At 56.3% G+C, this 19,466-nt stretch carries 17 protein-coding genes; 11 read left to right on the top strand and 6 right to left on the bottom strand.

The genetic code is table 11. The features are described from left to right. Positions 1 to 123 precede the first annotated feature (123 nt). The 3 genes from grpE to PT279_RS00880 all read right to left on the bottom strand — a co-directional run bounded on the left by grpE (position 124) and on the right by PT279_RS00880 (position 3,719). On the bottom strand, positions 124 to 801 hold the full coding sequence (gene grpE, locus PT279_RS00890; protein WP_277165187.1) for a nucleotide exchange factor GrpE: 678 nt from the start codon (positions 799 to 801) through the stop codon (positions 124 to 126). Between the two features lie 185 nt (positions 802 to 986). Continuing rightward, the gene (dnaK, locus tag PT279_RS00885; RefSeq protein WP_277164555.1) at positions 987 to 2,873 is read right to left on the bottom strand and encodes a molecular chaperone DnaK; all 1,887 of its coding nucleotides are present in this window, start codon (positions 2,871 to 2,873) and stop codon (positions 987 to 989) included. Positions 2,874 to 3,266: 393 nt separating this feature from the next. Next, positions 3,267 to 3,719, bottom strand: coding sequence for a MarR family transcriptional regulator (locus tag PT279_RS00880; RefSeq protein WP_277164553.1), 453 nt, complete (start codon positions 3,717 to 3,719; stop codon positions 3,267 to 3,269). Between the two features lie 90 nt (positions 3,720 to 3,809). Here PT279_RS00880 and PT279_RS00875 point away from each other — a divergent pair, with 90 nt between their 5' ends. Beyond that, positions 3,810 to 4,784 carry an NAD(P)-dependent alcohol dehydrogenase gene (locus tag PT279_RS00875; RefSeq protein WP_277164551.1) on the top strand — a complete coding sequence of 325 codons (975 nt, stop codon included), beginning with the start codon at positions 3,810 to 3,812 and terminating at the stop codon, positions 4,782 to 4,784. A gap of 92 nt (positions 4,785 to 4,876) precedes the next feature. Here the strand turns inward: PT279_RS00875 and PT279_RS00870 are convergent, their stop codons facing one another. Together PT279_RS00870 and PT279_RS00865 are read right to left on the bottom strand one after the other, a co-directional pair. Beyond that, positions 4,877 to 5,446, bottom strand: a complete 570-nt coding sequence (locus PT279_RS00870; protein ID WP_277164549.1) for a helix-turn-helix transcriptional regulator — start codon at positions 5,444 to 5,446, stop codon at positions 4,877 to 4,879. A 238-nt stretch (positions 5,447 to 5,684) separates the two neighbouring features. Beyond that, entirely contained in the window at positions 5,685 to 7,415 is a 1,731-nt protein-coding gene (locus PT279_RS00865; protein WP_348519357.1) for an MFS transporter, read from the bottom strand. A 255-nt stretch (positions 7,416 to 7,670) separates the two neighbouring features. Here PT279_RS00865 and PT279_RS00860 point away from each other — a divergent pair, with 255 nt between their 5' ends. From PT279_RS00860 to PT279_RS00820, 9 genes are all read left to right on the top strand, one after another. Further along, positions 7,671 to 8,471, top strand: a complete 801-nt coding sequence (locus PT279_RS00860; RefSeq protein ID WP_277164545.1) for a TetR/AcrR family transcriptional regulator — start codon at positions 7,671 to 7,673, stop codon at positions 8,469 to 8,471. 284 nt (positions 8,472 to 8,755) lie between these two features. Next, positions 8,756 to 9,388 carry a hypothetical protein gene (locus tag PT279_RS00855; protein ID WP_277164543.1) on the top strand — a complete coding sequence of 211 codons (633 nt, stop codon included), beginning with the start codon at positions 8,756 to 8,758 and terminating at the stop codon, positions 9,386 to 9,388. A 13-nt stretch (positions 9,389 to 9,401) separates the two neighbouring features. Further along, on the top strand, positions 9,402 to 10,082 hold the full coding sequence (locus PT279_RS00850; RefSeq protein ID WP_277164541.1) for a hypothetical protein: 681 nt from the start codon (positions 9,402 to 9,404) through the stop codon (positions 10,080 to 10,082). A 51-nt stretch (positions 10,083 to 10,133) separates the two neighbouring features. Then, positions 10,134 to 10,367, top strand: a complete 234-nt coding sequence (locus PT279_RS00845) for a hypothetical protein (protein ID WP_277164539.1) — start codon at positions 10,134 to 10,136, stop codon at positions 10,365 to 10,367. Between the two features lie 48 nt (positions 10,368 to 10,415). Further along, positions 10,416 to 10,685, top strand: a complete 270-nt coding sequence (locus PT279_RS00840) for a hypothetical protein (protein WP_277164537.1) — start codon at positions 10,416 to 10,418, stop codon at positions 10,683 to 10,685. Positions 10,686 to 11,008: 323 nt separating this feature from the next. Then, positions 11,009 to 11,284 (top strand): glutaredoxin-like protein NrdH, encoded by a 276-nt coding sequence (gene nrdH / locus PT279_RS00835; protein WP_277164535.1) that lies wholly within the window; start codon positions 11,009 to 11,011, stop codon positions 11,282 to 11,284. Between the two features lie 58 nt (positions 11,285 to 11,342). Beyond that, the gene (gene nrdI, locus PT279_RS00830; protein ID WP_277165185.1) at positions 11,343 to 11,897 is read left to right on the top strand and encodes a class Ib ribonucleoside-diphosphate reductase assembly flavoprotein NrdI; all 555 of its coding nucleotides are present in this window, start codon (positions 11,343 to 11,345) and stop codon (positions 11,895 to 11,897) included. Positions 11,898 to 12,068: 171 nt separating this feature from the next. Then, positions 12,069 to 14,228 (top strand): class 1b ribonucleoside-diphosphate reductase subunit alpha, encoded by a 2,160-nt coding sequence (nrdE, locus tag PT279_RS00825; protein ID WP_277165183.1) that lies wholly within the window; start codon positions 12,069 to 12,071, stop codon positions 14,226 to 14,228. Between the two features lie 146 nt (positions 14,229 to 14,374). Next, positions 14,375 to 15,622: a ribonucleotide-diphosphate reductase subunit beta gene (locus PT279_RS00820; protein WP_277164533.1), complete on the top strand. Its 1,248-nt coding sequence runs from the start codon at positions 14,375 to 14,377 to the stop codon at positions 15,620 to 15,622. Between the two features lie 164 nt (positions 15,623 to 15,786). Here the strand turns inward: PT279_RS00820 and PT279_RS00815 are convergent, their stop codons facing one another. Continuing rightward, positions 15,787 to 17,274 (bottom strand): putative ABC transporter permease, encoded by a 1,488-nt coding sequence (locus PT279_RS00815; protein WP_277164531.1) that lies wholly within the window; start codon positions 17,272 to 17,274, stop codon positions 15,787 to 15,789. Between the two features lie 307 nt (positions 17,275 to 17,581). Here PT279_RS00815 and PT279_RS00810 point away from each other — a divergent pair, with 307 nt between their 5' ends. Next, positions 17,582 to 19,231, top strand: a complete 1,650-nt coding sequence (locus PT279_RS00810) for a BspA family leucine-rich repeat surface protein (protein WP_277164529.1) — start codon at positions 17,582 to 17,584, stop codon at positions 19,229 to 19,231. Positions 19,232 to 19,466: the final 235 nt, after the last annotated feature.

The following is a 19,466-nucleotide window of genomic DNA, read 5'->3' as shown; positions in this document are numbered from 1 at the left end:
TCACTGCCCTCCTTTTCGGGCTAAGCCGATACATTCCCTGCAACGACTCTACAAAACGATAAGTGCGACCCTCCGGCCACGCGGGGAATCGCACTCTACGTACTACGTCATTGCGGAAACCCGCTAGGCCTTCGGGGAAGCCACCACCACACGGGCGGCCCGGATCACCCGGTCGCCGATGCGATAGCCCGCCTCTACGACGGTGTCCACAGTCTCTTCGGTCGCGTTGGCATCCGGTTTGTGAAGTATCGCCTCGTGTTTGGTCGGATCGAAGGCTTCGCCCTTCTTGCCGAACTTCTCCACGCCGAACTTCTCGAACGCCTTGTCGATCTTGTTGGCAACCGCGGCGAAGGAATCGTCCAAGTCGCTGTGCTCACGAATACGATCAATGTCGTCGAGAGCCGGGAGCAACGCGGTCAGCACATCGATGATGCCGTGCTGGCGGAAGATTTCCTGCTCTTTCTTGGAGCGGTTGCGGAAGTTGACGAACTCGGCACGCTCACGCTGGAGCGCATCGAGATAGTCGGCAGCTTCCTTCTTCGCCTGCCCGAGCGGTGTCAGCGTGTTCTCGCCGTCTTTGCCATCGGTAGCATCGTCCGTTGCTTTGTCGCCATTAGCGGCAGCTGCAGCACCAGAAGCATTGGCCTGGCCGTCGTCAGTCTGCTTGCCGCCCTCGCCCGTTTGTGCGGAACCGTTGCCTGCGTTCACGTTGTCGTTGTTGTTGGCAGCTGAAGCGGCAGTACCTTCTGGGTTCTGCTTCGCTTCGTCGTCGGCCTTGTCATTCGACTGTTCGGAGCTCATTGTTTCACCCGCCTTTTCGCCGGCTGCACCGGCGCTAGTCTGCTCGGGTTCTGCGGAACCATCCCCATCGGGGAACCCGCCGAATCCCGCACCCGGCGCATTGAACCCAGCCATGGAGTTGAGCCATGCGTCGTCGGGATCCGGCAGATCCTTCAGATAGTCGTCCTTATCGAACCCGGACATAATTACTTGTTGTCCTTCTTGTCGTCATCGTCGTCAACGACCTCGGCGTCAACCACGTCGTCGTCATCGGACGAGGACGAGCCTGCGGCACCAGCACCAGCCGCGCCCTCAGCGCCAGCGGCACCTTCAGCACCCTGCTGCGCATAGAGCGCCTGACCGATCTTCTGCGAGGAAGTAGTCAGCTTCTCCTGGGTGGACTTGATCTTGTCGATGTCGTCGCCCTTCAGGGCTTCCTTCAAATCGTTGACATCAGCCGTGACTTCCTTGACGACGTCATCGGAGAGCTTGTCCTTGTTGTCGTTGACCATCTTCTCCATCTGATAGGCGAAGGATTCGGCGGTGTTGCGGGTCTCAGCCTCGTCCTTGCGCTTCTTGTCGTCGGCCTCGTGGGCTTCGGCTTCCTTGACCATGCGATCGATCTCGTCCTTCGGCAGAGCGGATCCGCCGGTGATGGTCATGGACTGTTCCTTGCCGGTGCCCTTGTCCTTGGCGGAGACGTGCACAATGCCGTTCGCGTCGATGTCGAAGGTAACCTCGATCTGCGGGACGCCACGAGGAGCCGGAGCGATGCCGGTCAGCTCGAAGGTGCCCAGCGGCTTGTTGTCACGGGCGAACTCGCGCTCACCCTGATAGACCTGAATCAGCACGGAAGGCTGGTTGTCCTCAGCGGTCGAGAAGACTTCGCTGCGCTTGGTCGGGATGGCGGTGTTGCGGTCGATGAGCTTGGTCATGATACCGCCCTTGGTCTCGATGCCGAGGGAAAGCGGGGTGACGTCGATCAGCAGGACGTCCTTGCGGTCGCCCTTGATGACGCCGGACTGCACTGCGGCGCCAATCGCCACGACCTCATCCGGGTTGACGGACTGGTTTGCGGCCTTGCCACCGGTGAGTTCCTTGACGAGCTCCTTGACGGCGGGCATACGGGTCGAACCACCGACGAGGACCACATGGTCGATGTCGGAAACCGAGATGTTCGCATCGTGCAGCACGTTGTTGAACGGCGTGCGGCAACGGCCGAGCAAGTCGGAAGTCATTTCCTCGAAGTGTGCGCGAGTCAGCGTCTCATCGAGGTGGACAGGCGTTCCGTCAGGGGTCATGGCCAGATACTGCATCGAGATGTTGGTCTCGGTGGAGCTGGAAAGTTCCTTCTTGGCCTGTTCCGCGGCTTCCTTCAAGCGCTGCAGAGCGATCTTGTCCTTGGACAGATCGACGCCATACTTGTTCTTCACTTCGCCGACGAGCCAATCGATGATCTTCTGATCCCAATCGTCGCCGCCGAGCTTGTTGTCGCCGTTCGTGGCCTGCACCTGAATGGTGGAGAAGCCGTCGTCATCCTTGCCGATCTCCAGCAGGGACACATCGAAGGTGCCGCCGCCGAGGTCGAAGACCAGGATGCGTTCGTCTTCCTTGCCCTTTTCAAGGCCATAAGCGAGTGCCGCAGCCGTCGGCTCGTTGATGATACGCAGCACGTTGAGGCCTGCGATCTTGCCGGCGTCCTTGGTCGCCTGACGCTGTGCGTCGTTAAAGTATGCAGGGCAGGTGATGACCGCGTCGGTCACCGGCTCGCCCAGGTACGCCTCGGCGTCCCTCTTCAACTTCATAAGAATCTGTGCGGAAATTTCCTGCGGAGTCCACTTCTTGCCGTCGATATCCACCGACCAGTCAGTGCCCATGTGGCGCTTGACCGAGCTGATGGTGCGGTCGACGTTGGTCACGGCCTGACGCTTGGCGACCTCGCCGACGAGAATCTCGCCGGACTTGCTGAACGCAACCACCGACGGGGTGGTGCGAGCGCCCTCGGCGTTCACGATGACCGTGGGTTCGCCGCCTTCGAGCGTCGCGATGCAAGAGTTTGTGGTACCCAAATCAATACCTACTGCACGTCCCATATTCGTTTCTCCTTATTCGTTACGTTTCACATCTGTTCGCTCAGGTCCGGAAACCGTGCCGAGACTTTGTTTCTCGTTCGCGGCCCGCATCCAGGTTCGCACCTGATTGATGTTCCAAAACCTGAGCCTACTTCACTCAACTTTGTATTGTCAAATTATATTCCCGAATTTCCGAAAAAACTTGAGTCTTTTTGGCTCAAGTTTTTGAAAAAGCTAGTTCAACAGCATGAAAACGTTGGTATTCCAGCAATCTTTAAATTCAATTAACGAAAAAATATATCCAAAAACTTTATTTTTTAAATCAACTAGATCATCAGCAAAATAGCAAAACCCACACCGATGAACACCGACCCATACCGAAAAACTCAGAAAAAATCTGTGTACGAGACACCATCAACGAGTCCGCTCAAGCTCCGCAACAACCCGGTTGAGAGCAGCCGTAAGCATCTTCATGTCATCGCCGACAGGCTCGGTAAACACACTATGGATAAACGCAACGTGGCTTCGGACCGCCTCCTGGCATACCTCACGCCCTTTATCGGTAATCCGGGCAAGGATGGCACGCTGATTGCCTTCGGCATGACCACGCTTCACAAGTCCAGCCTTCTCCAGCTGGCCTATCTGATAGGTCATGCCGTTGCGCGAATGGTTGAGACGCGCAGCGAGATCATACATACGCAGGCCGCCCTTTGATTGAATAAGCGCATACAGAATCTCAAGCTGGATGGCGGTGAGCCCCGCGTCGGCGGCGGCCTGACGCTCGGATGCCTGACCGAGAAGCTTGGCGCAGCGCATAAGGGCAGCGTAACCGTCAGTTTCTTCCGGAGCAGGGCGCACAGTAGTCATGGCAGCAATTCTACCTCTTCATTGAATTCTAATTAGAATTCGTGCTATAGTAATTGAGTTCGAATAGGAACTCAATCAGGAGGATACGGGATGAAGGCCGTTATCTATACGAAGTCAGGCGATTTGGACGGGCTGAAAATCCAAGATGCGCCAACCCCAACACCCAACGACGACCAAGTGCTGATCAGAGTCAAGGCATGCGCGCTGAACGTCCTCGAATTTACTCATTTTACGAATAAAGACAAGCAGCCAAGCCTATTCAGCAAACTTACCGACAAAATGACCGGAGTCCTGGGCCATCCCCTAGGAGGAGAAGTCGCAGGCATCGTCGAACGGATCGGCGCAGACGTGAAAGGCCTGAAGGCGGGAGACGAAGTATTCGGCGTGACACCAGGGTCGTTCCCAATCGGCGGTCTGGCGGAATACGCTGTGCTCGACAAGAACAACGTAGCACTCAAACCGGCAAACCTGTCATTTGCTCAAGCCGCTTCCGCCACACTCATGTTCGAAACGGCTTTAGGCGCGCTGCGCAAGGCAAAAGTGAAAAGCGGCGACCAAGTCTTGATCTATGGTGCCTCCGGCGGAGTCGGACAGTATACGGTTCAAATCGCCAAGGCCATGGGCGCGGAAGTCACGGGAGTATGTAGCACCAGAAACATCGAGCTGGCCAAGGAAATGGGCTGTACGCAGGTCATCGATTACCGGACAAAGGACTTCAGAAAGACGGATGCGCGTTTCGACGCTGTCCTCGCAGTCAACGGCTCTGTAGACATCAATGACTTTCTGAAAATGCTCAAACCAAACGGCGTACTGATTCCAGTCGGCCAGCACTATACCAAGGCCATATTCCGAGCACCGTTCAACAAACATATTGCCACCTACGCGCAGCCCATGGCCCCGCAGAAGGACTACCTGCAAGTGGCCACCAAACTTGCCAACGCAGGCAAACTGGCACCCCACATCGACCACGTCTGGCCCGCTTCCGAAGCCAAGCAGGCGTTCGAATATGCCCTCACCCAGCATGTGCAAGGCAAGATTGTCATTGCTACCGATTTCAGCGAATGACAAAGAGTGTTCACAAGCGATTGCCAACCATGCCAATTAGGAATAAAGCCAAGATATGGACAATGGCCGGCCATTACGTAACAGCGTTCTTTTCACCAGCTCAGCCAGATATAGACTCCGATGAAAAGCACAACTAACAGCACGCCCGCAACGATGGACACAACATTGTTGCGATGGGAACGATCCACCGGTTTGCCGGAAACGTAGGACAGCAGCTCCTTGAACGTTACGACATCGAGCTTTTTCTGCAATTTGTCGCAATGCACGGCCGAACCGGCAGCGGCGAAAGCCACGGGAATAACGATAAGGCTCCACCATTTGTTCCAATATCGCCCGCGCGTATAAGCGTCAACAAAGGCGAATACGACGCAGAATGCGAACAAGACCCACATCACGATCGTCCAGAATAGGATTTTCCGCCTGTTGCGCTTGATTTCTTCATTCATGGTTTCCACATCCCCTTTGACCAGTTCGTCCAGTGTGATGCCGAAAAAATTGCCGAGCAACAGAAGGTTCTGCACGTCGGGATAGGTGCGGCCGGTCTCCCAATTCGAAACCGTCTGACGAGACACGAAGATCTTTCCAGCCAAGTCATCCTGAGATAAGCCCATTGCCTCGCGATGGTCACGAATCTGACCACCCAACTGCATCTCGACCGCCATCGTCGTGCCTTTCCTTCTTACCACTCTGCAGCCGTTCCGCTGCCATGCGCTCAATCAAGAGTACTTCAAATCATCCTTGCTTCTGCAATTGCGAATGAATACTCTTGTTCAAACCGCAGGAACCATTTCGGCAATTTCAACGTAACCCAACACGCTCGGACACTTCAAGCCAGAGTATAAAAAAGCCCTGTCAAAAGTCTTTGACAGGGCGGAATTCCAACGATTTTAGGTTCGCATTTTACGCTTCAACTTCGTCGCGCTTGGCGGCACGGGCGACCCAGATCGAGGCGATGAGGCCGATGGCAAGCAGGACGATGGCGGCTACCAGCGTCCATTGGCTGGCACGGGTGAAGGCCGAAGCCATCGCATCGACCACCTGCGGACCAAGGACGCCAAGCTTGCCATGGATGCCCTGGGCACGAATGCCGACAATGGCCGAGCCCGCTGAAGCGTCCAGCGAGGTGGTGAGGCTGGAAACGAGCTGCGACGATAGACCATGCACACCTTGCAGTGAGGCCGGCGCAATATGCGTGACCATCACGGAAAGCACCAAACCTGCGAGCGCGGCACCCACACCGGTTCCAAGCTGGCGGACGGTGGATTGCGTAGCGGAGCCCTCTCCGGACTGGGCGATGGGCACTTCGGAAAGCACAAGACTGGTGAGCTGGGCGGCGGCGAAGCCGAGGCCGAAACCGTAAAGCACGAACGGCACAAGAAGCCAGACGACGGAAACGCCGGGCCGCATCATCACCATCAGAATGATTACGCTCAGCACCTCGACAATCAGGCCGAACTGCACGGTATGCGGGGCACCGATTTTTTGGGTGACGGGATGCGCGAGACCGCCGGAAACGATGGAGCCCAGGCCCATGGTTGCCAACAGCGCACCTGTCGGAATCATCGCGAGGCCGCGCACATTAATAAGGTAGAGCGGCAGCACGAACATGATGACGAACTGGCCGGCCTGGATGGTGCCGGCGGCGATGTTGCCCATCGCGAAGGTCGGGATACGGAAGAGCGTCAAATCGAGCATCACCGGCAGCGAGCGCTTGGCACGGCTGTTTTCGGTATGAATGAACAGCACGAAGAAAACGATGCCGAGCACGATGCAGATCGGAATGACGGAAATCGGCCAATTCGCACCCCACTTGAAGCCAAACATGCCGAAATCACCCTTGGGCTTGGCCCAGCCATAGGTCTGGCCTTCGATCAGGCCGAAGAGCAGGAACGCGGAACCCAGCGCGGAAAGTACGATACCCAGCGGGTCGAAGCCATCAGGTTTGGCGGCGGACTTGGAAGCATCGGCGGCGGCGAGTTTCTGCGCAGCCGCTCCCATAGCAGAGGCTCCGGCCTTGCCGCCGGTTTTCGGCACGAAGAATATGGCCGAAACGAACACGATAAGCCCAAGCGGGACGTTGACGAGGAATATCCAACGCCAACCGATAGTCCCGGTCAGCAAACCGCCCAAGAACGGGCCGACGGCTGCGGCCGCGCTCATCACCGAGCCCCATACGCCGAATGCGATGGCACGGTTCTTGCCGCGGAATGAAGCGGAAACAATGGAAAGCGTCGAGGGCATCACCAGCGCCCCGCCGATGGCCTGCACGGCACGCGCGCAAAGCAAAAGCGTCGCGCCGTTGGATGAGGCGGCGAGCACGGAACCCACGACGAAAACGACCACGCCAACCTGCAAGGTCATCTTGCGGCCCTTGAGATCGCCGAGCTTGCCGAACGGCAGCAGCAACGCGGCCAAGATAATGTTGTAAAGCGAAGTGACCCATTGTGCGTCGGTCAGGTTCAGGCCGATTTCGCGGATCATTGTCGGCATGGAAACGTTGACGATGGAGCTGTCGAGCACGATCATCGCCAACGCGAGCGCCAAAACCCACAGAGCGTTCCACGGAGGCTTAACCGCGGAAGCCGTCTCTTTGCTCCCCTGAGCAACCTGGCCATTTTGTTGTTGAGTCATTATCAGTCTTTCGTAATGGCGGCGAAACACATCGTACCCCTGTAAGACAGATCGCCTGCAAATGCCTATTTTTGCGACTCTACGTCGCAAACCTTCGGAGACTATACGCCCTCCTGGTAGGCCGCGCAAATCCATACGCTTCATTTAGCCGGAAGCCCAGAAATCCAGCACAAACGGAACACGGACAAGACACACGGATAACATAGAACGTAACAGTGCCGCCAGCAGCTGCGCTCAACAAAACGAGAGGACGATATGCCACGCATCAATGAGGCAAACCTTGAGGAACATCGCCGTCACACCATGAACGCGCTGCTCGATTCGGCAGAGAAGATCATGCGCGAGCAAGGCGGAGAGGCCCTCACTCCGGCCAACGTCAGCAAGGGTGCCGGCATCGCGCGCAACTCGATATACCGTTACGTCAAAGACATGAAGGACCTCCGCCGCCAGCTTATGGCACGGCACATGCCGCAGTGGGTCGCGGCGCTCGAAAAGGGCTTGGGCGGCATCACCGATCCGGCCGAAATCATCGTGCAGTGGGTCAAGATCAATCTCGAACAGTCCATTTTGCAAGGTCACGACTGGATGACGCAGATACCGCTGAGCGACGCCCAAAGCTATCGCGACGACAAGGGACTTTGGCCAAAGCCCGGCAACGACAACGACGATGGCCACGAAACAGAAGACCAGCCTGCAGCAAATCGCGCTCAATCAGCGGGAAACGACGAGAACGTAAAGGGCAACGTTTCGCGGTGCCCGATAGACATACCACCGGCCGCCTTGCGCGAGGGCGACGCGCAAGCTCCCACCGACCAACCGCTAGAACCGACGCAGCCGAGTCTGCACGAACGCATAAACGCCCCTATCGTCAGGGCCTGGGGCCAATTGAGCCCGACCAGCCCGCAAGTCGGCATCGCGACGACCGAAGGCCTGGTTTCCAGCGGCATGAAATTGCTCAGCGGCAAAGAGCAGACCGAAGAACTGCAAGCCGCCGAAATCGGTGACATCGAACGCTCCATCCGCGCCATCGTCAAAGAACTGCGCGAAAACCAGTAGCCTCACGAATACTCGCAGCCAACCAGACATTTTCGCAGCCCAGGCAACGGCATACCGTTTCCCAGAAAAACTGAAATCGTCATATCAGAGCGCCTGCGCTACCGCAGCGAATTCCTGCATGCCAAATCAAGTAGCTTACTTTGCGTCAACGGCGATCTTAAAGTCATTATAAAAAGATAATTATCATTCTTTATAGTAGTATGGAATCATTCCAACATGGAGATGAGCCAATGCCGCTTCCCCCAATCCCTCCCTTCGTCCCCGCATTCTGGAAGAACCTCCGAATGGAAAAATCTCAGTTACGACAGAAAACCGGCCTGCAGACAACAACCGCACTGCTGCTCGTCACCCTCACCATATTCTTCGCCACCGCATGCGGTTCAGTACCCCAGGCCAGCACACCGACACCTTCTCCAAGACCGGGACACAAAACCGAACAAGTTGTTTACCCGGCACAATTCCTATACACCTTTGGCTTTGAGAACAATCTTAACGGATCGCGCAAAGCAGCTAAAAAATTCAAAGAGACAGGCGATTTCACGGATGTCTACGTGAAGAAAAACGGCGACGTCATTATCGTAGTCACGGAACAGCAACGACAAGAACGGATACAAAAAAACGACAAATGGATTGAAACTGGAGAAGAAAATTTCCAGCAAGTCAGTTCCAATTATCGATATGAAATCAATTCCGACGGGACCGCCATGACCATATGGACAGACAGAAACCTCACTCCTACTGGTGGGGACATTCTCACCGTCACACCCATAGAATACGGCTACAACTACTACTTGAAAGGCAACACCGGCATCTGGGATATGACAATCACAGTCCGCAACTGCCACACCGATCAGCTCATCCACCAATACCAATTCTCACAAGGCTGGGGTTTCAACGCTGACCAACTCGGCGACTAATCTAAGGACAAATATGCAACACGGAAACCGCACACGCCAAGAAGCGAGACCAGCTGCTTCCCGGCAGCGCAAGAAACAGCAGACCAGCCTACAGACAACCGCCACACTGTTACTCGCCGTGCTCACCATGCTTCTCATCACTGCATGCGGATCCGCACCCACGGCCCACACGAAGCAAACCGACAAGTCACAGCCCAAGACCGAAAAAATCGTATACCCCGCCCAATTCGTACGCACTTTCGGATACTACGATGACATAAAAACACCTGCCGCCGTGGCAAAAAGCATGGAAGACACCGGCCAGAAGTATGTAACCAAAGCATACGCCGACAACAACGGCGATGTCGTCGCACTCGTCACCGAGCGGCAACGACAAGCCAACATCCAAGCCAACAACGAATGGATCACCAAAGGAGAAAGGTACTTCCGGGAAGGCAGCCCGGACTACCACTACCAGATCAACCAGGACGGCACCGCCATGACCGTATGGACCGACAAGCACCTCACCCCCAACCCCAGCATCGGTATCTTCACCACAGTGCCCGGCTACAGCGGCTACAGCTACTACCTAAAAGGCCACGCTGGCCCCTGGGACATGACCATCACCGTACGCAACTGCCACACCGACCAACAGGTCGGCCAATTCACCGCTACACAGGGCTTCACCCTCGACCCCGCCACCTTCGGCGACTGAGCGCGTTAAAACCATCGTGAAACAAACGAATATTTTGAGCAAGGAGCAGAGATGAAGGAAGAGAGCATTTTCGACAGGGCGGTAACGCTTATGATTCCGGATAGCTACGAACGTTGGGACGAGAACACACAGCAATCCGATGACGCAGCAGAAACCGCATCATCACAGACCAGCGCCGCCGAAGATCCGTACAATGCCCAATTCATCCAAAACCTCGCGCTCAGCGGCTTGTTCAAAGCGCGCACCGACACATACGTCACCGGGGTGAAAAGCGAGAATCCTTGACAACCCAACAAACTCAGCGAGCGCCTTAACGACTATTACCAAACCGCCATGCGCAGCCTACCGATGGTGCGCAACGGCGAAATCGGAACCCACCCGGCCTCATGCGGCGAGGAAACTCAGGAAATCGGCATGCTTCAATACACGTTCGCAACCCCGACATGCGACTGGTTCGCCTGCACGATCCTCCTGCCGGTCGCCTCCAACGAAGCCACGCTCACCATGCTGTGCACGCTCGACCATGCCGTCTTAGGAGCCATGGAATTCATGTCCATCGCTGACTCCATCACGCTCAATCAGCTTTCGCCAGCACAAGAATAATTCTTGTTCCAATTCTCGTAATCGATAATCCGGAATCCGGAAAATCGCGTATTTATCCACAGATGTATCCACGTTTTTCCACATCAATTCACTTGTCTATTTTCTTTTGCCGGCTTGTATTGTGAAATATCCCACATCGTATGTAATACACAATGTTACGGCTCTTTGCGACACCCGTTGTGGCATCTACCTTTACAGACCTTAAGCACTATATCTAGTGGTCAATAAACCGACACGCTACTAGAAGTTGGGGTTCAGTTTGGAACTACATCCATGTAGTCTGAGTTTTTGAAAGCTTACCAGACATCAATTCGGAGGTTACGATGACCGTCACTGTTTTCACCAAACCACGCTGCCCGCAATGCGAAGCGACCAAGCGTCAGCTTACTCGGGCGAATATCGCCTTCGAGACCGTGGATCTGACTGAAAACCCCTCCACCCTCGAGCAGCTCACGCAGGCTGGCTTCCGCCAGGCGCCCGTGGTCATCACGCCCGACGCTTCCTGGAGCGGCTACCGTCCGGACCTCATCAAGCAGCTTGCGGTCAACGCCGTCGAGACTCCTGCTGACGCCACGGCTCCACAGACCGTTCTCGCCTAACCCGCCGATGAACCAGACCAACCACATCAACCAGACGAATCCCAGAGAGAAGGCGATGATGGCGAACGCGGGTATCGATGACGCCGCCACCACGGACACGAAACCTTACGACGACGAATGCGTTACACCAAGCGAGCCGGAGGCCAAGTCCAAAGGCGAGCATATCGGCGCCGTAGTCTATTTCTCGTCAGTTTCGAACAACACCGCGCGCTTCATCGAAAGCTGCGGCTTCCCCGACGAGGGCATCAACGTCTACCGCATCCCGCTGCGTCCGAAAGATGCACCGCTCCAAGTTCGCGAACCTTACATTCTCATCGTACCGACCTACGGCGGCGGCAACATCCAGAAAGCGCTGCTACCGCAAATCCGCAAATTCCTGAACGGGCACAAGAACCGCAGCTTCATCCGCGGCGTCATCTCCTCGGGGAACAGGAACTTCGCAACGGCCTTCTGCGCCGCCGGCGACATCATCTCCAAGAAATGCCACGTCCCGTTCATGTACAATTTCGAGCTTTTGGGCACCCCGGACGACCAGCGTCAGGTGCGCGAGGGCGTTCGCGACTTCTTCCTCAATGCGAAGAAGGAACAGAACGAACCAGGCCAGCAGCAGTAAACGCTGCAACCAAGAAGTTATAAAAGTTTTGCGCCGCCATCTTGCCATTCATCGGCCAAGCAGCAGCCATAAAAATTCAATTTGATATAGACAATAGACAATTGCCGCGTTTTGACGACGGCACCGTAAGAAGATAGGAACACAATGGCTCTCAACGACACAGCGCTGAGCATGGATAACACCGTCGAAGACACCGGTTTCGACCCGGAACACGACTACCATTCGCTCAACGCGATGCTCAACCTCTACGACGAAGACGGCAAGATCCAGTTTGACAAGGACAAGGAGGCCGAGCGCGCCTACGTCAGCACCCACGTCGCGGAGAACACCAAGAAATTCGGCTCCACCGCCGAGCGTCTGAAGTACCTTATCGACAATCTGTATTACGATGGAAAGGTCTTCGAGCAGTACACCCCCGAGTTCCTTGATTCCTTCTACAAGCACATCGAAGACTTCGGCTTCGAGTTCGAGACCTTCCTTGGCGCCTTCAAGTTCTATCGTTCCTACGCGCTGAAGACCTTCGACGGCAAGCAGTACCTCGAGGACTTCCCGCAGCGCAGCGGCGCTGTGGCGCTTGAGCTCGCAGCCGGCGACGAGAAGCTCGCCGTCAAGTACGTCGACGAGATTCTCTCCGGACGTTTCCAGCCTGCCACCCCGACCTTCCTGAATCTCGGCAAGGCGCAGCGCGGCGAGCCCGTCTCCTGCTTCCTCGTGCGCATTGAGGACAACATGGAGTCCATTTCCCGCGGCATCAACTCCGCCCTCCAGCTCTCCAAGCGCGGCGGCGGCGTGGCCCTGCTGCTCACCAACCTGCGTGAGCAGGGCGCTCCGATCAAGCACATCGAGCACCAGTCCAGCGGCGTCGTGCCGGTGATGAAGCTCTTGGAGGACTCCTTCTCCTACGCCAACCAGCTCGGCGCACGTCAGGGCGCGGGCGCGGTCTACCTCAACGCTCACCATCCCGACATCCTGCGTTTCCTCGACACCAAGCGCGAGAACGCCGACGAGAAGACGCGAATCAAGTCGCTGTCGCTCGGCGTCGTCATCCCCGACATCACCTTCGAGCTTGCCAAGCGCAAGGAGAAGATGGCCCTCTTCTCCCCCTACGATGTCGAGCGCGTCTACGGCAAGCCTTTCGCAGATATTTCGGTCACCGAAAAGTATGACGAGATGCTGAACGACGACCGCATCCACAAGACCTACATCGACGCCCGTGAGTTCTTCATGACCCTCGGCGAGGTGCAGTTCGAGTCCGGCTACCCCTACATCCTCTTCGAGGACACGGTCAACAAGGCCAACCCGATCGACGGCCGCGTTACCATGTCCAACCTCTGCTCCGAAATTCTGCAGGTGCAGGAACCCTCCACCTATAACGCCGACCTCAGCTACGACCATGTCGGCAAGGACATCTCCTGCAACCTCGGCTCCCTCAACATTGCGAAGGCGATGGACGGCGGCCTGGCCGACCCGGTGGAGACCGCAATCCGTGCCCTCACTTCCGTTTCCGAGCAGACCCACATCGATTCCGTGCCGTCCATCAAGCGCGGCAACGAAGAGGGTCACTCCATCGGCCTGGGACAGATGAACCTGCACGGCTTCCTTGCCCGTGAGCACATGTATTACGGCTCCGAAGAGGCGCTGGACTTCACCGACATGTACTTCATGACTGTGGCCTACCACGCCTACAAGGCCTCGCACAAGCTGGCCGTCGAGCGCGGTCACGCCTTCGCAACCTTCGACAAGTCCGATTACGCCAAGCCGGCCGGCCAGGGCAACTACTTCGACAAGTACACCGACGGCCGCCGCTCGCTCGAGCCCAAGACCCAGACCGTGAAGGACCTCTTCGAGCGCTTCGGCATCCACATCCCCACCGTCTCCGACTGGGAGACGCTGCGCGACGAGATCCTGAAGGACGGCATCTACAACGAGTACCTGCAGGCCGTGCCGCCGACCGGTTCGATCTCCTACATCAACCACTCCACCTCCTCGATCCACCCGATCGCCTCGAAGATCGAGATCCGCAAGGAAGGCAAAGTCGGCCGCGTCTATTATCCGGCGCCGTACATGACCAACGACAACCTCGATTATTTCCAGGACGCCTACGAAATCGGCTGGAAGAAGATCGTGGACACCTACGCCGAGGCCACCCAGCACGTCGATCAGGGCCTTTCACTCACCCTCTTCTTCCCCGCTGGCGTCACCACGCGTGAGCTCAACAAGGCGCAGATCTACGCCTGGCGCAAGGGCATCAAGACCCTCTACTACATCCGCATCCGCCAGCAGGCGCTTGAGGGCACCGAGGTCGAAGGCTGCGTCAGCTGCATGCTGTAAATCCAGCGCTCAAGCCTCAAGCTGAAAAACACAAGTGCCCGCCAGATATCCGTTGATATTGGCGGGCACTTGCATAGATGCCTCTTACGGAATTGAGCAGCCGTGCGATACTGATAGATAATCACATACCTTATAAAGGAACTTTCATGACTTTTACCGCGATGGACTGGAATCTTGGCGGAGCGGACGCCGATGCAGACCGCGACACATTCAACACCATGACCGCGAATCTCTGGACACCCGAGCAGGTCTCACTTGCCGATGACGCAGAGGATATTCGCGGGCTGAGCGACAACGAACGAGTGGCGCTGAGCCGCATTTTTGCCGGGCTTTCCGCACTCGAATCGCTGCAGACCAGCAGCGCAACCAGCGCTTTGAGTACTGACGCCGAGCGCGATGGCGCCGGCACAAGGCAGGCGGTTTTGACCGCTATCGCCTTTGGCGAGTCGGTGCACACCAAGGCTTATTCAGCACTGATTGCCGCACTTGAAAGTAATATAAACAAAGCAAAAGGCATCAATAACAGCGAAAACAATGATTCCGCACAATCCGCGTTTGCTTGGACACAACAGAACGAATCAATGCAGGAAAAACTGCAGCTGCTCGAAAATGAGTACGCCGCTGCTTCCAATAATTCGAATACCTCCACCGCTGAAAACAATGGCCAAAACCAGGATTCGCCTGCCGATTCATCGAGTATTTCTTCGCCGACGGAAATTGCCACGCCGAACGCCCCGGTTTCCGATTCCGATTCCGCCACAACCAACATCCCCGACCTCGGCGCGCTCAAGCGGCTCGCGGCGGCAGTGCTAGCTGAAGCGCTGCTGGTCGAGTCCGGTTTCTATCTGCCAATGTGGCTTTCCAGCCGCGGAACGATGACGAAATCCGCCGATATCATTCGCCTGATCAATCGCGACATCGTCACATCCAGCTCATATCTCGGCTCGATTTACCAGCAAAAACTCGAACAGCTTGACGATGCCACGCGTGAGACCATACGCCAGTATGCCTACGATCTTGCCAATAACCTGTACTTTGCTGAGGAAGATTACAGCTATACGCTGCCTTACGCCGATTTCGGCCTCGACGACGATATCGAAAAATTCCTGAGCTACAACGCCAACAAGGCCCTCTCCTACCTGGGCTACCCTGCCCTGTTCCCCGCCGAAATCAGCCAACCGAACCCTGCGGTAACCGACGAATTGAACGATATGGAATCGTTGGCATCTGCCCTCAAACCCGCCAGCCTGTTCGGTGGCAATGGCATTAATTTCGGGTCAACCGCTTCCGCGGGTGCCACCGCCGGGATATCCTCTCCTTCGACCCCGGCCTCAACCGGTGCAAACTCCGCCAACAAGGCCGAAGAAACCAGCGACGACGACTGGGATTTCTGATGCCAGCCCATCGCGGTCCTTCGTCTGAAGATTGCACCAAAACAAGCCACTGACCAGTCTGGATTACCCTTCAGCGGCCCGAAAATGGCGGAACTGGGAAACTGCGCCATTTTTACGCCACCTATGGGCCGTCAGTGGCTTGTTTATGGCGGTATTGAGAGGATTCAGCCGCGACCCGACCACTTCGGGTTGATGCTCATGGTCTGGAAACGGTGCTGCATCATGGCGTTGTCGAAATGCTCGCCGAAGAAACGCGCGACCGGTGAGGTCTGCGGCAATCCGGCGATGCGGCCATACCAGCAATCGAACGCCATCAGGGTGACCGCGATATCAATGAGCATGAACACCAACATGACGGCGGTCAGCGCGTAACGCCATTTCCACGGGATGAGATTGATGAACTTCAGCAGACGCGGCAGCAGCTCGCGCAGCCAGACCAGGCCCGCTAACCCCCAGAAAAACATGTATTTGCCACAGGTCTTCCCACCGAAAAGAGGTAGCCAGTCGTTCGAATAATTCCATGCAATGATGCCGAACGCAATCTGCATAAACCATGCCACAAACGATTCAAAACAACCGCCGATAATCGCACTGGCGAAGAAAATCAGGATGGCGTTGGCATGCCACAAACGATTCAGGCACATCGTCAACACCACGACGCCGAAGCCGTAAATCGGCGAGAACGGGCCCCAAATGAGCCCTGCGCGGTCCTGCCATTCGTTGAAGAAGATGAGATGGTAGATTTCCTCGACGATGAGCCCGCCGACGCAGCCGACCACGAAAAGCCAGAACACATTGAAAATGTTGAGTTCGACGTAGCCTTTGCCGCTCGGATCCCGGCCGAGCATACCGGCACCTTTGGCCTCGATGTATTCGTCGTGCTCGTCCATCCGTTTGAGTTTGCGCTGCACAACGCGTTCGCCGATCAACGCTGGATCGAGCGCGATGGCAAGCGCCACCAGAATCGCGATCTGAATAAGCGATAGCCCAACGCCGGGCCCAAGCCCCTGCAATGCCAACGAAAGCATGCCTTGGACGAACGTCACCGCCATAAGCACATATGCCCATTGCGCCGCATGCTTGCGCAGGTCACGCAGCAGCATCACACCAAAAACAATCAGGGCCGCGGCATTGGCCAGCGAGACGACAGCCTGCGCGCAGGTCAACAGGAACGTCAGATCGAGCGGGTCGGCATGGAGCCTGCCGGTAAAGAATTTATGGATGCCGTCGAAAATCGCATAACCGACGTATGGCACGCCAACGAGTCCGACCAGCAGAACCAAAACACCATAGACACGGCCAATCAAAGTGAGATGTCCGGACGCATGGTTGGCGAAGTTGCGGGAAGCGTCGCTGACGCCTTCGGCGGCACGGGCGGCTGAATGCGCCACGGCACCCGCGGCAGAGCTCGCCGCCTTGCCAAGTGCGTTTGCCGAGGATTTAGCCGAGACCGTCACCCTGTCTAGAGCTTTCGCCGAAGATTCCGCGGAATTGTACAAAGTTTTGTCGGCATTTCCGGCGCTCTCGGCTTCGCCGGCTTTACTCGCCCGCCCTGTCTTGCCGGCGTTGCCGATTTTGCCGGCTTTGCGAGTCAGCGGTTTCCCCGAATTTTCGTCACCAGGAGCAGCCCCCATAGTCCCACTCCCCTTCATAGCACATCTTCTCAGCAATCCTCTCAAGGGTACCTTGCACTGCGGTCGGGTTCAAATCCGATTTGAAAAGAATCAATATAAATTAATCAATATATTCTTATTTGTCCCATAAAACCGATACGTTGGATTTGGGGATATTTCATATATCACACCGAAGATGGCGTGACGTCATCGCTCATAACCAAACACACGATCTTTTAGATCGTAAACTACGCGAACAAACAAAAATCAGAAAAACAAAAGAACAAAATTAGACAATTAAAAAGAACGACCGACCATCCGACTAACGAATGATCAGGAACAATCAATGAAGACACGAAACGTAATAGCCACTGCGGCCATCTCATTGGCCGCTGCCGCCCTTGCCATAGTGCCGCAAACCGCGATGGCCGGCGAGCATGAGCCATCCTTCGAGAGCACCAATCAGGCATCAGTCGCTCAGGCCCACTGCGATGCCAGCAAACGCTCGTTCGGCACCGACGCTTACTGGCAGTTGAGTTCGGACTGCTCGCAACTGCATCTTGGAACCAGATACGAGGGACGCATCGGCACCTTGCCCAACACCCGCCCGTGGTATTCCGTCAGGTACTCGATTAAAACCGTGACGGTGGATTCGCCCGTCAAGGCCCACGTCGACTCCTCCCAGATGTTTTATGATATGCCGTATCTGACCAGCATCGACCTGACCGGCCTCGATACCAGCGACGCAACCGATATGAGAAACATGTTCTATAAGAACCCGTCGCTCGGCAGCATCACTTTTGGCGATAAATTCGACACCAGCAATGTGACCGATATGAGCTATATGTTCGCAGCGAATTCCACGCTCCAAAGTCTTGATTTAGGGGACAAATTCGACACCTCCAAGGTCACCAACATGAATCACATGTTCGGAGGCATGAAAAGCGTGACATCAATCAACATGGGCTCATCGTTCTCCACCGGCAACGTGATTACCATGGCCGCCATGTTCCGAGGCGACTCTGCGCTCAAAAGGCTCGACCTTTCTGGCTTCGACACCAGCAAAATCAGCAGTGACGACCGAATCGACAATATGTTCGAAGGCTGCACCGACCTGCGCTTCGTCAACGTCGGGGCCAACGCGGCGTTCAGAGGCGCGGCAAACGCACCTTCCGCCAAATGGAAAAGCCAGGACGGTAATTGGACAGGCAATCCGGCCCTCGGTTTCGGGCAGGACTCACCAAGCACGACTTGGTACGGCAAGGCCGAGGTTTCGGTGAGCTTCAGCGCCAACGGAGCGCAGGGTGCAGCCCCGGCGACGATGACGCGCGACGCTTGGCCGGGCACGTCAGCCGAATTCGAGATGCCCGGACAAGGCGAAATGATCAATACGGACCATACCTTGGCGGGATGGTCACACGATCAGGATGCCCAGGAACCCCATTATCTGGCCGGTTCCGTATTCACTGCGAACAATAACGACAACGCCACGATGCACGCGGTGTGGCAGCGTTCGGGAGGCGAAGGCGGAACCGAGACTGGAGAAGGGGAAAGTGGAACGGAGCCCGGCGAAGGCGGATCCGAGATTGGTGAGGGAGAAACCGCACCCGGCGAAGATGAAGGGGAAGTCAGCGGCAGCGAAGGAGAGAGCGGGATCGACGAAGTCGAATCCGAAGAAGGCGAAACCGACATCGACGAAAGTGAAGTCGAGCCAGAGGACGAGGAAACCGAGCCAATCGTCGCCGGGCCGACGTTGCCGGGAACGCCCGGCCACTCACCGATAACCAATCCGGACCACATCCCATCGCCCGCAGTCTTCACACAAAAGCCCGCAGACGCGTCCAAAACATCCGGCCAACAGCAAACAGAAGGCGCGCAGCGGCAAAACGGGCTGGCGCAGACCGGCTCACCCATCCTGCACCTCGCCATCATCGCCGTCGCCCTGACGCTCACCGGTCTGGCCATAATCTTGCGCGGGTTCTCGGCCGGCTGCTAATCGATCTAGACAAACCATCCCAATCAACGAAGCACGCGCAATGCGGCGGGAATGGAAGCACCGGCTCCATTCCCGCCGCATTCATAACCTCGCAACAATCACCGTTTCGACCGCGCAATCACCCAGCCCGCAAACCATCAGATTTATTCGCTTTAAACAGAAGATTCAGGGCTTCAAATAGGGTGATAACATCGGGGATAATAGTAGATACAAGCGGGAATCGTCAGATCGAGTC

The sequence above is a fragment of the Bifidobacterium sp. ESL0784 genome (assembly GCF_029433295.1).
Lineage (GTDB): Bacteria > Actinomycetota > Actinomycetes > Actinomycetales > Bifidobacteriaceae > Bifidobacterium.
Note: the sequence above shows the minus strand (reverse complement) of the source record. Positions and strands in the feature narration are given on the sequence as shown.

Bases quoted from the DNA above. Each gene is read 5' to 3' on its own strand.
- PT279_RS00840 (WP_277164537.1), top strand. From the start codon at position 10,416: ATGCGCAGCCTACCGATGGTGCGCAACGGCGAAATCGGAACCCACCCG.
- PT279_RS00850 (WP_277164541.1), top strand. From the start codon at position 9,402: ATGCAACACGGAAACCGCACACGCCAAGAAGCGAGACCAGCTGCTTCC.
- PT279_RS00810 (WP_277164529.1), top strand. From the start codon at position 17,582: ATGAAGACACGAAACGTAATAGCCACTGCGGCCATCTCATTGGCCGCT.
- PT279_RS00855 (WP_277164543.1), top strand. From the start codon at position 8,756: ATGGAAAAATCTCAGTTACGACAGAAAACCGGCCTGCAGACAACAACC.
- PT279_RS00865 (WP_348519357.1), bottom strand. From the start codon at position 7,415: ATGACTCAACAACAAAATGGCCAGGTTGCTCAGGGGAGCAAAGAGACG.
- PT279_RS00870 (WP_277164549.1), bottom strand. From the start codon at position 5,446: ATGGCGGTCGAGATGCAGTTGGGTGGTCAGATTCGTGACCATCGCGAG.
- PT279_RS00880 (WP_277164553.1), bottom strand. From the start codon at position 3,719: ATGACTACTGTGCGCCCTGCTCCGGAAGAAACTGACGGTTACGCTGCC.
- nrdI (WP_277165185.1), top strand. From the start codon at position 11,343: ATGGCGAACGCGGGTATCGATGACGCCGCCACCACGGACACGAAACCT.
- PT279_RS00815 (WP_277164531.1), bottom strand. From the start codon at position 17,274: ATGAAGGGGAGTGGGACTATGGGGGCTGCTCCTGGTGACGAAAATTCG.
- grpE (WP_277165187.1), bottom strand. From the start codon at position 801: ATGAGCTCCGAACAGTCGAATGACAAGGCCGACGACGAAGCGAAGCAG.
- nrdE (WP_277165183.1), top strand. From the start codon at position 12,069: ATGGATAACACCGTCGAAGACACCGGTTTCGACCCGGAACACGACTAC.
- PT279_RS00875 (WP_277164551.1), top strand. From the start codon at position 3,810: ATGAAGGCCGTTATCTATACGAAGTCAGGCGATTTGGACGGGCTGAAA.
- PT279_RS00820 (WP_277164533.1), top strand. From the start codon at position 14,375: ATGACTTTTACCGCGATGGACTGGAATCTTGGCGGAGCGGACGCCGAT.
- dnaK (WP_277164555.1), bottom strand. From the start codon at position 2,873: ATGGGACGTGCAGTAGGTATTGATTTGGGTACCACAAACTCTTGCATC.
- PT279_RS00845 (WP_277164539.1), top strand. From the start codon at position 10,134: ATGAAGGAAGAGAGCATTTTCGACAGGGCGGTAACGCTTATGATTCCG.
- nrdH (WP_277164535.1), top strand. From the start codon at position 11,009: ATGACCGTCACTGTTTTCACCAAACCACGCTGCCCGCAATGCGAAGCG.
- PT279_RS00860 (WP_277164545.1), top strand. From the start codon at position 7,671: ATGCCACGCATCAATGAGGCAAACCTTGAGGAACATCGCCGTCACACC.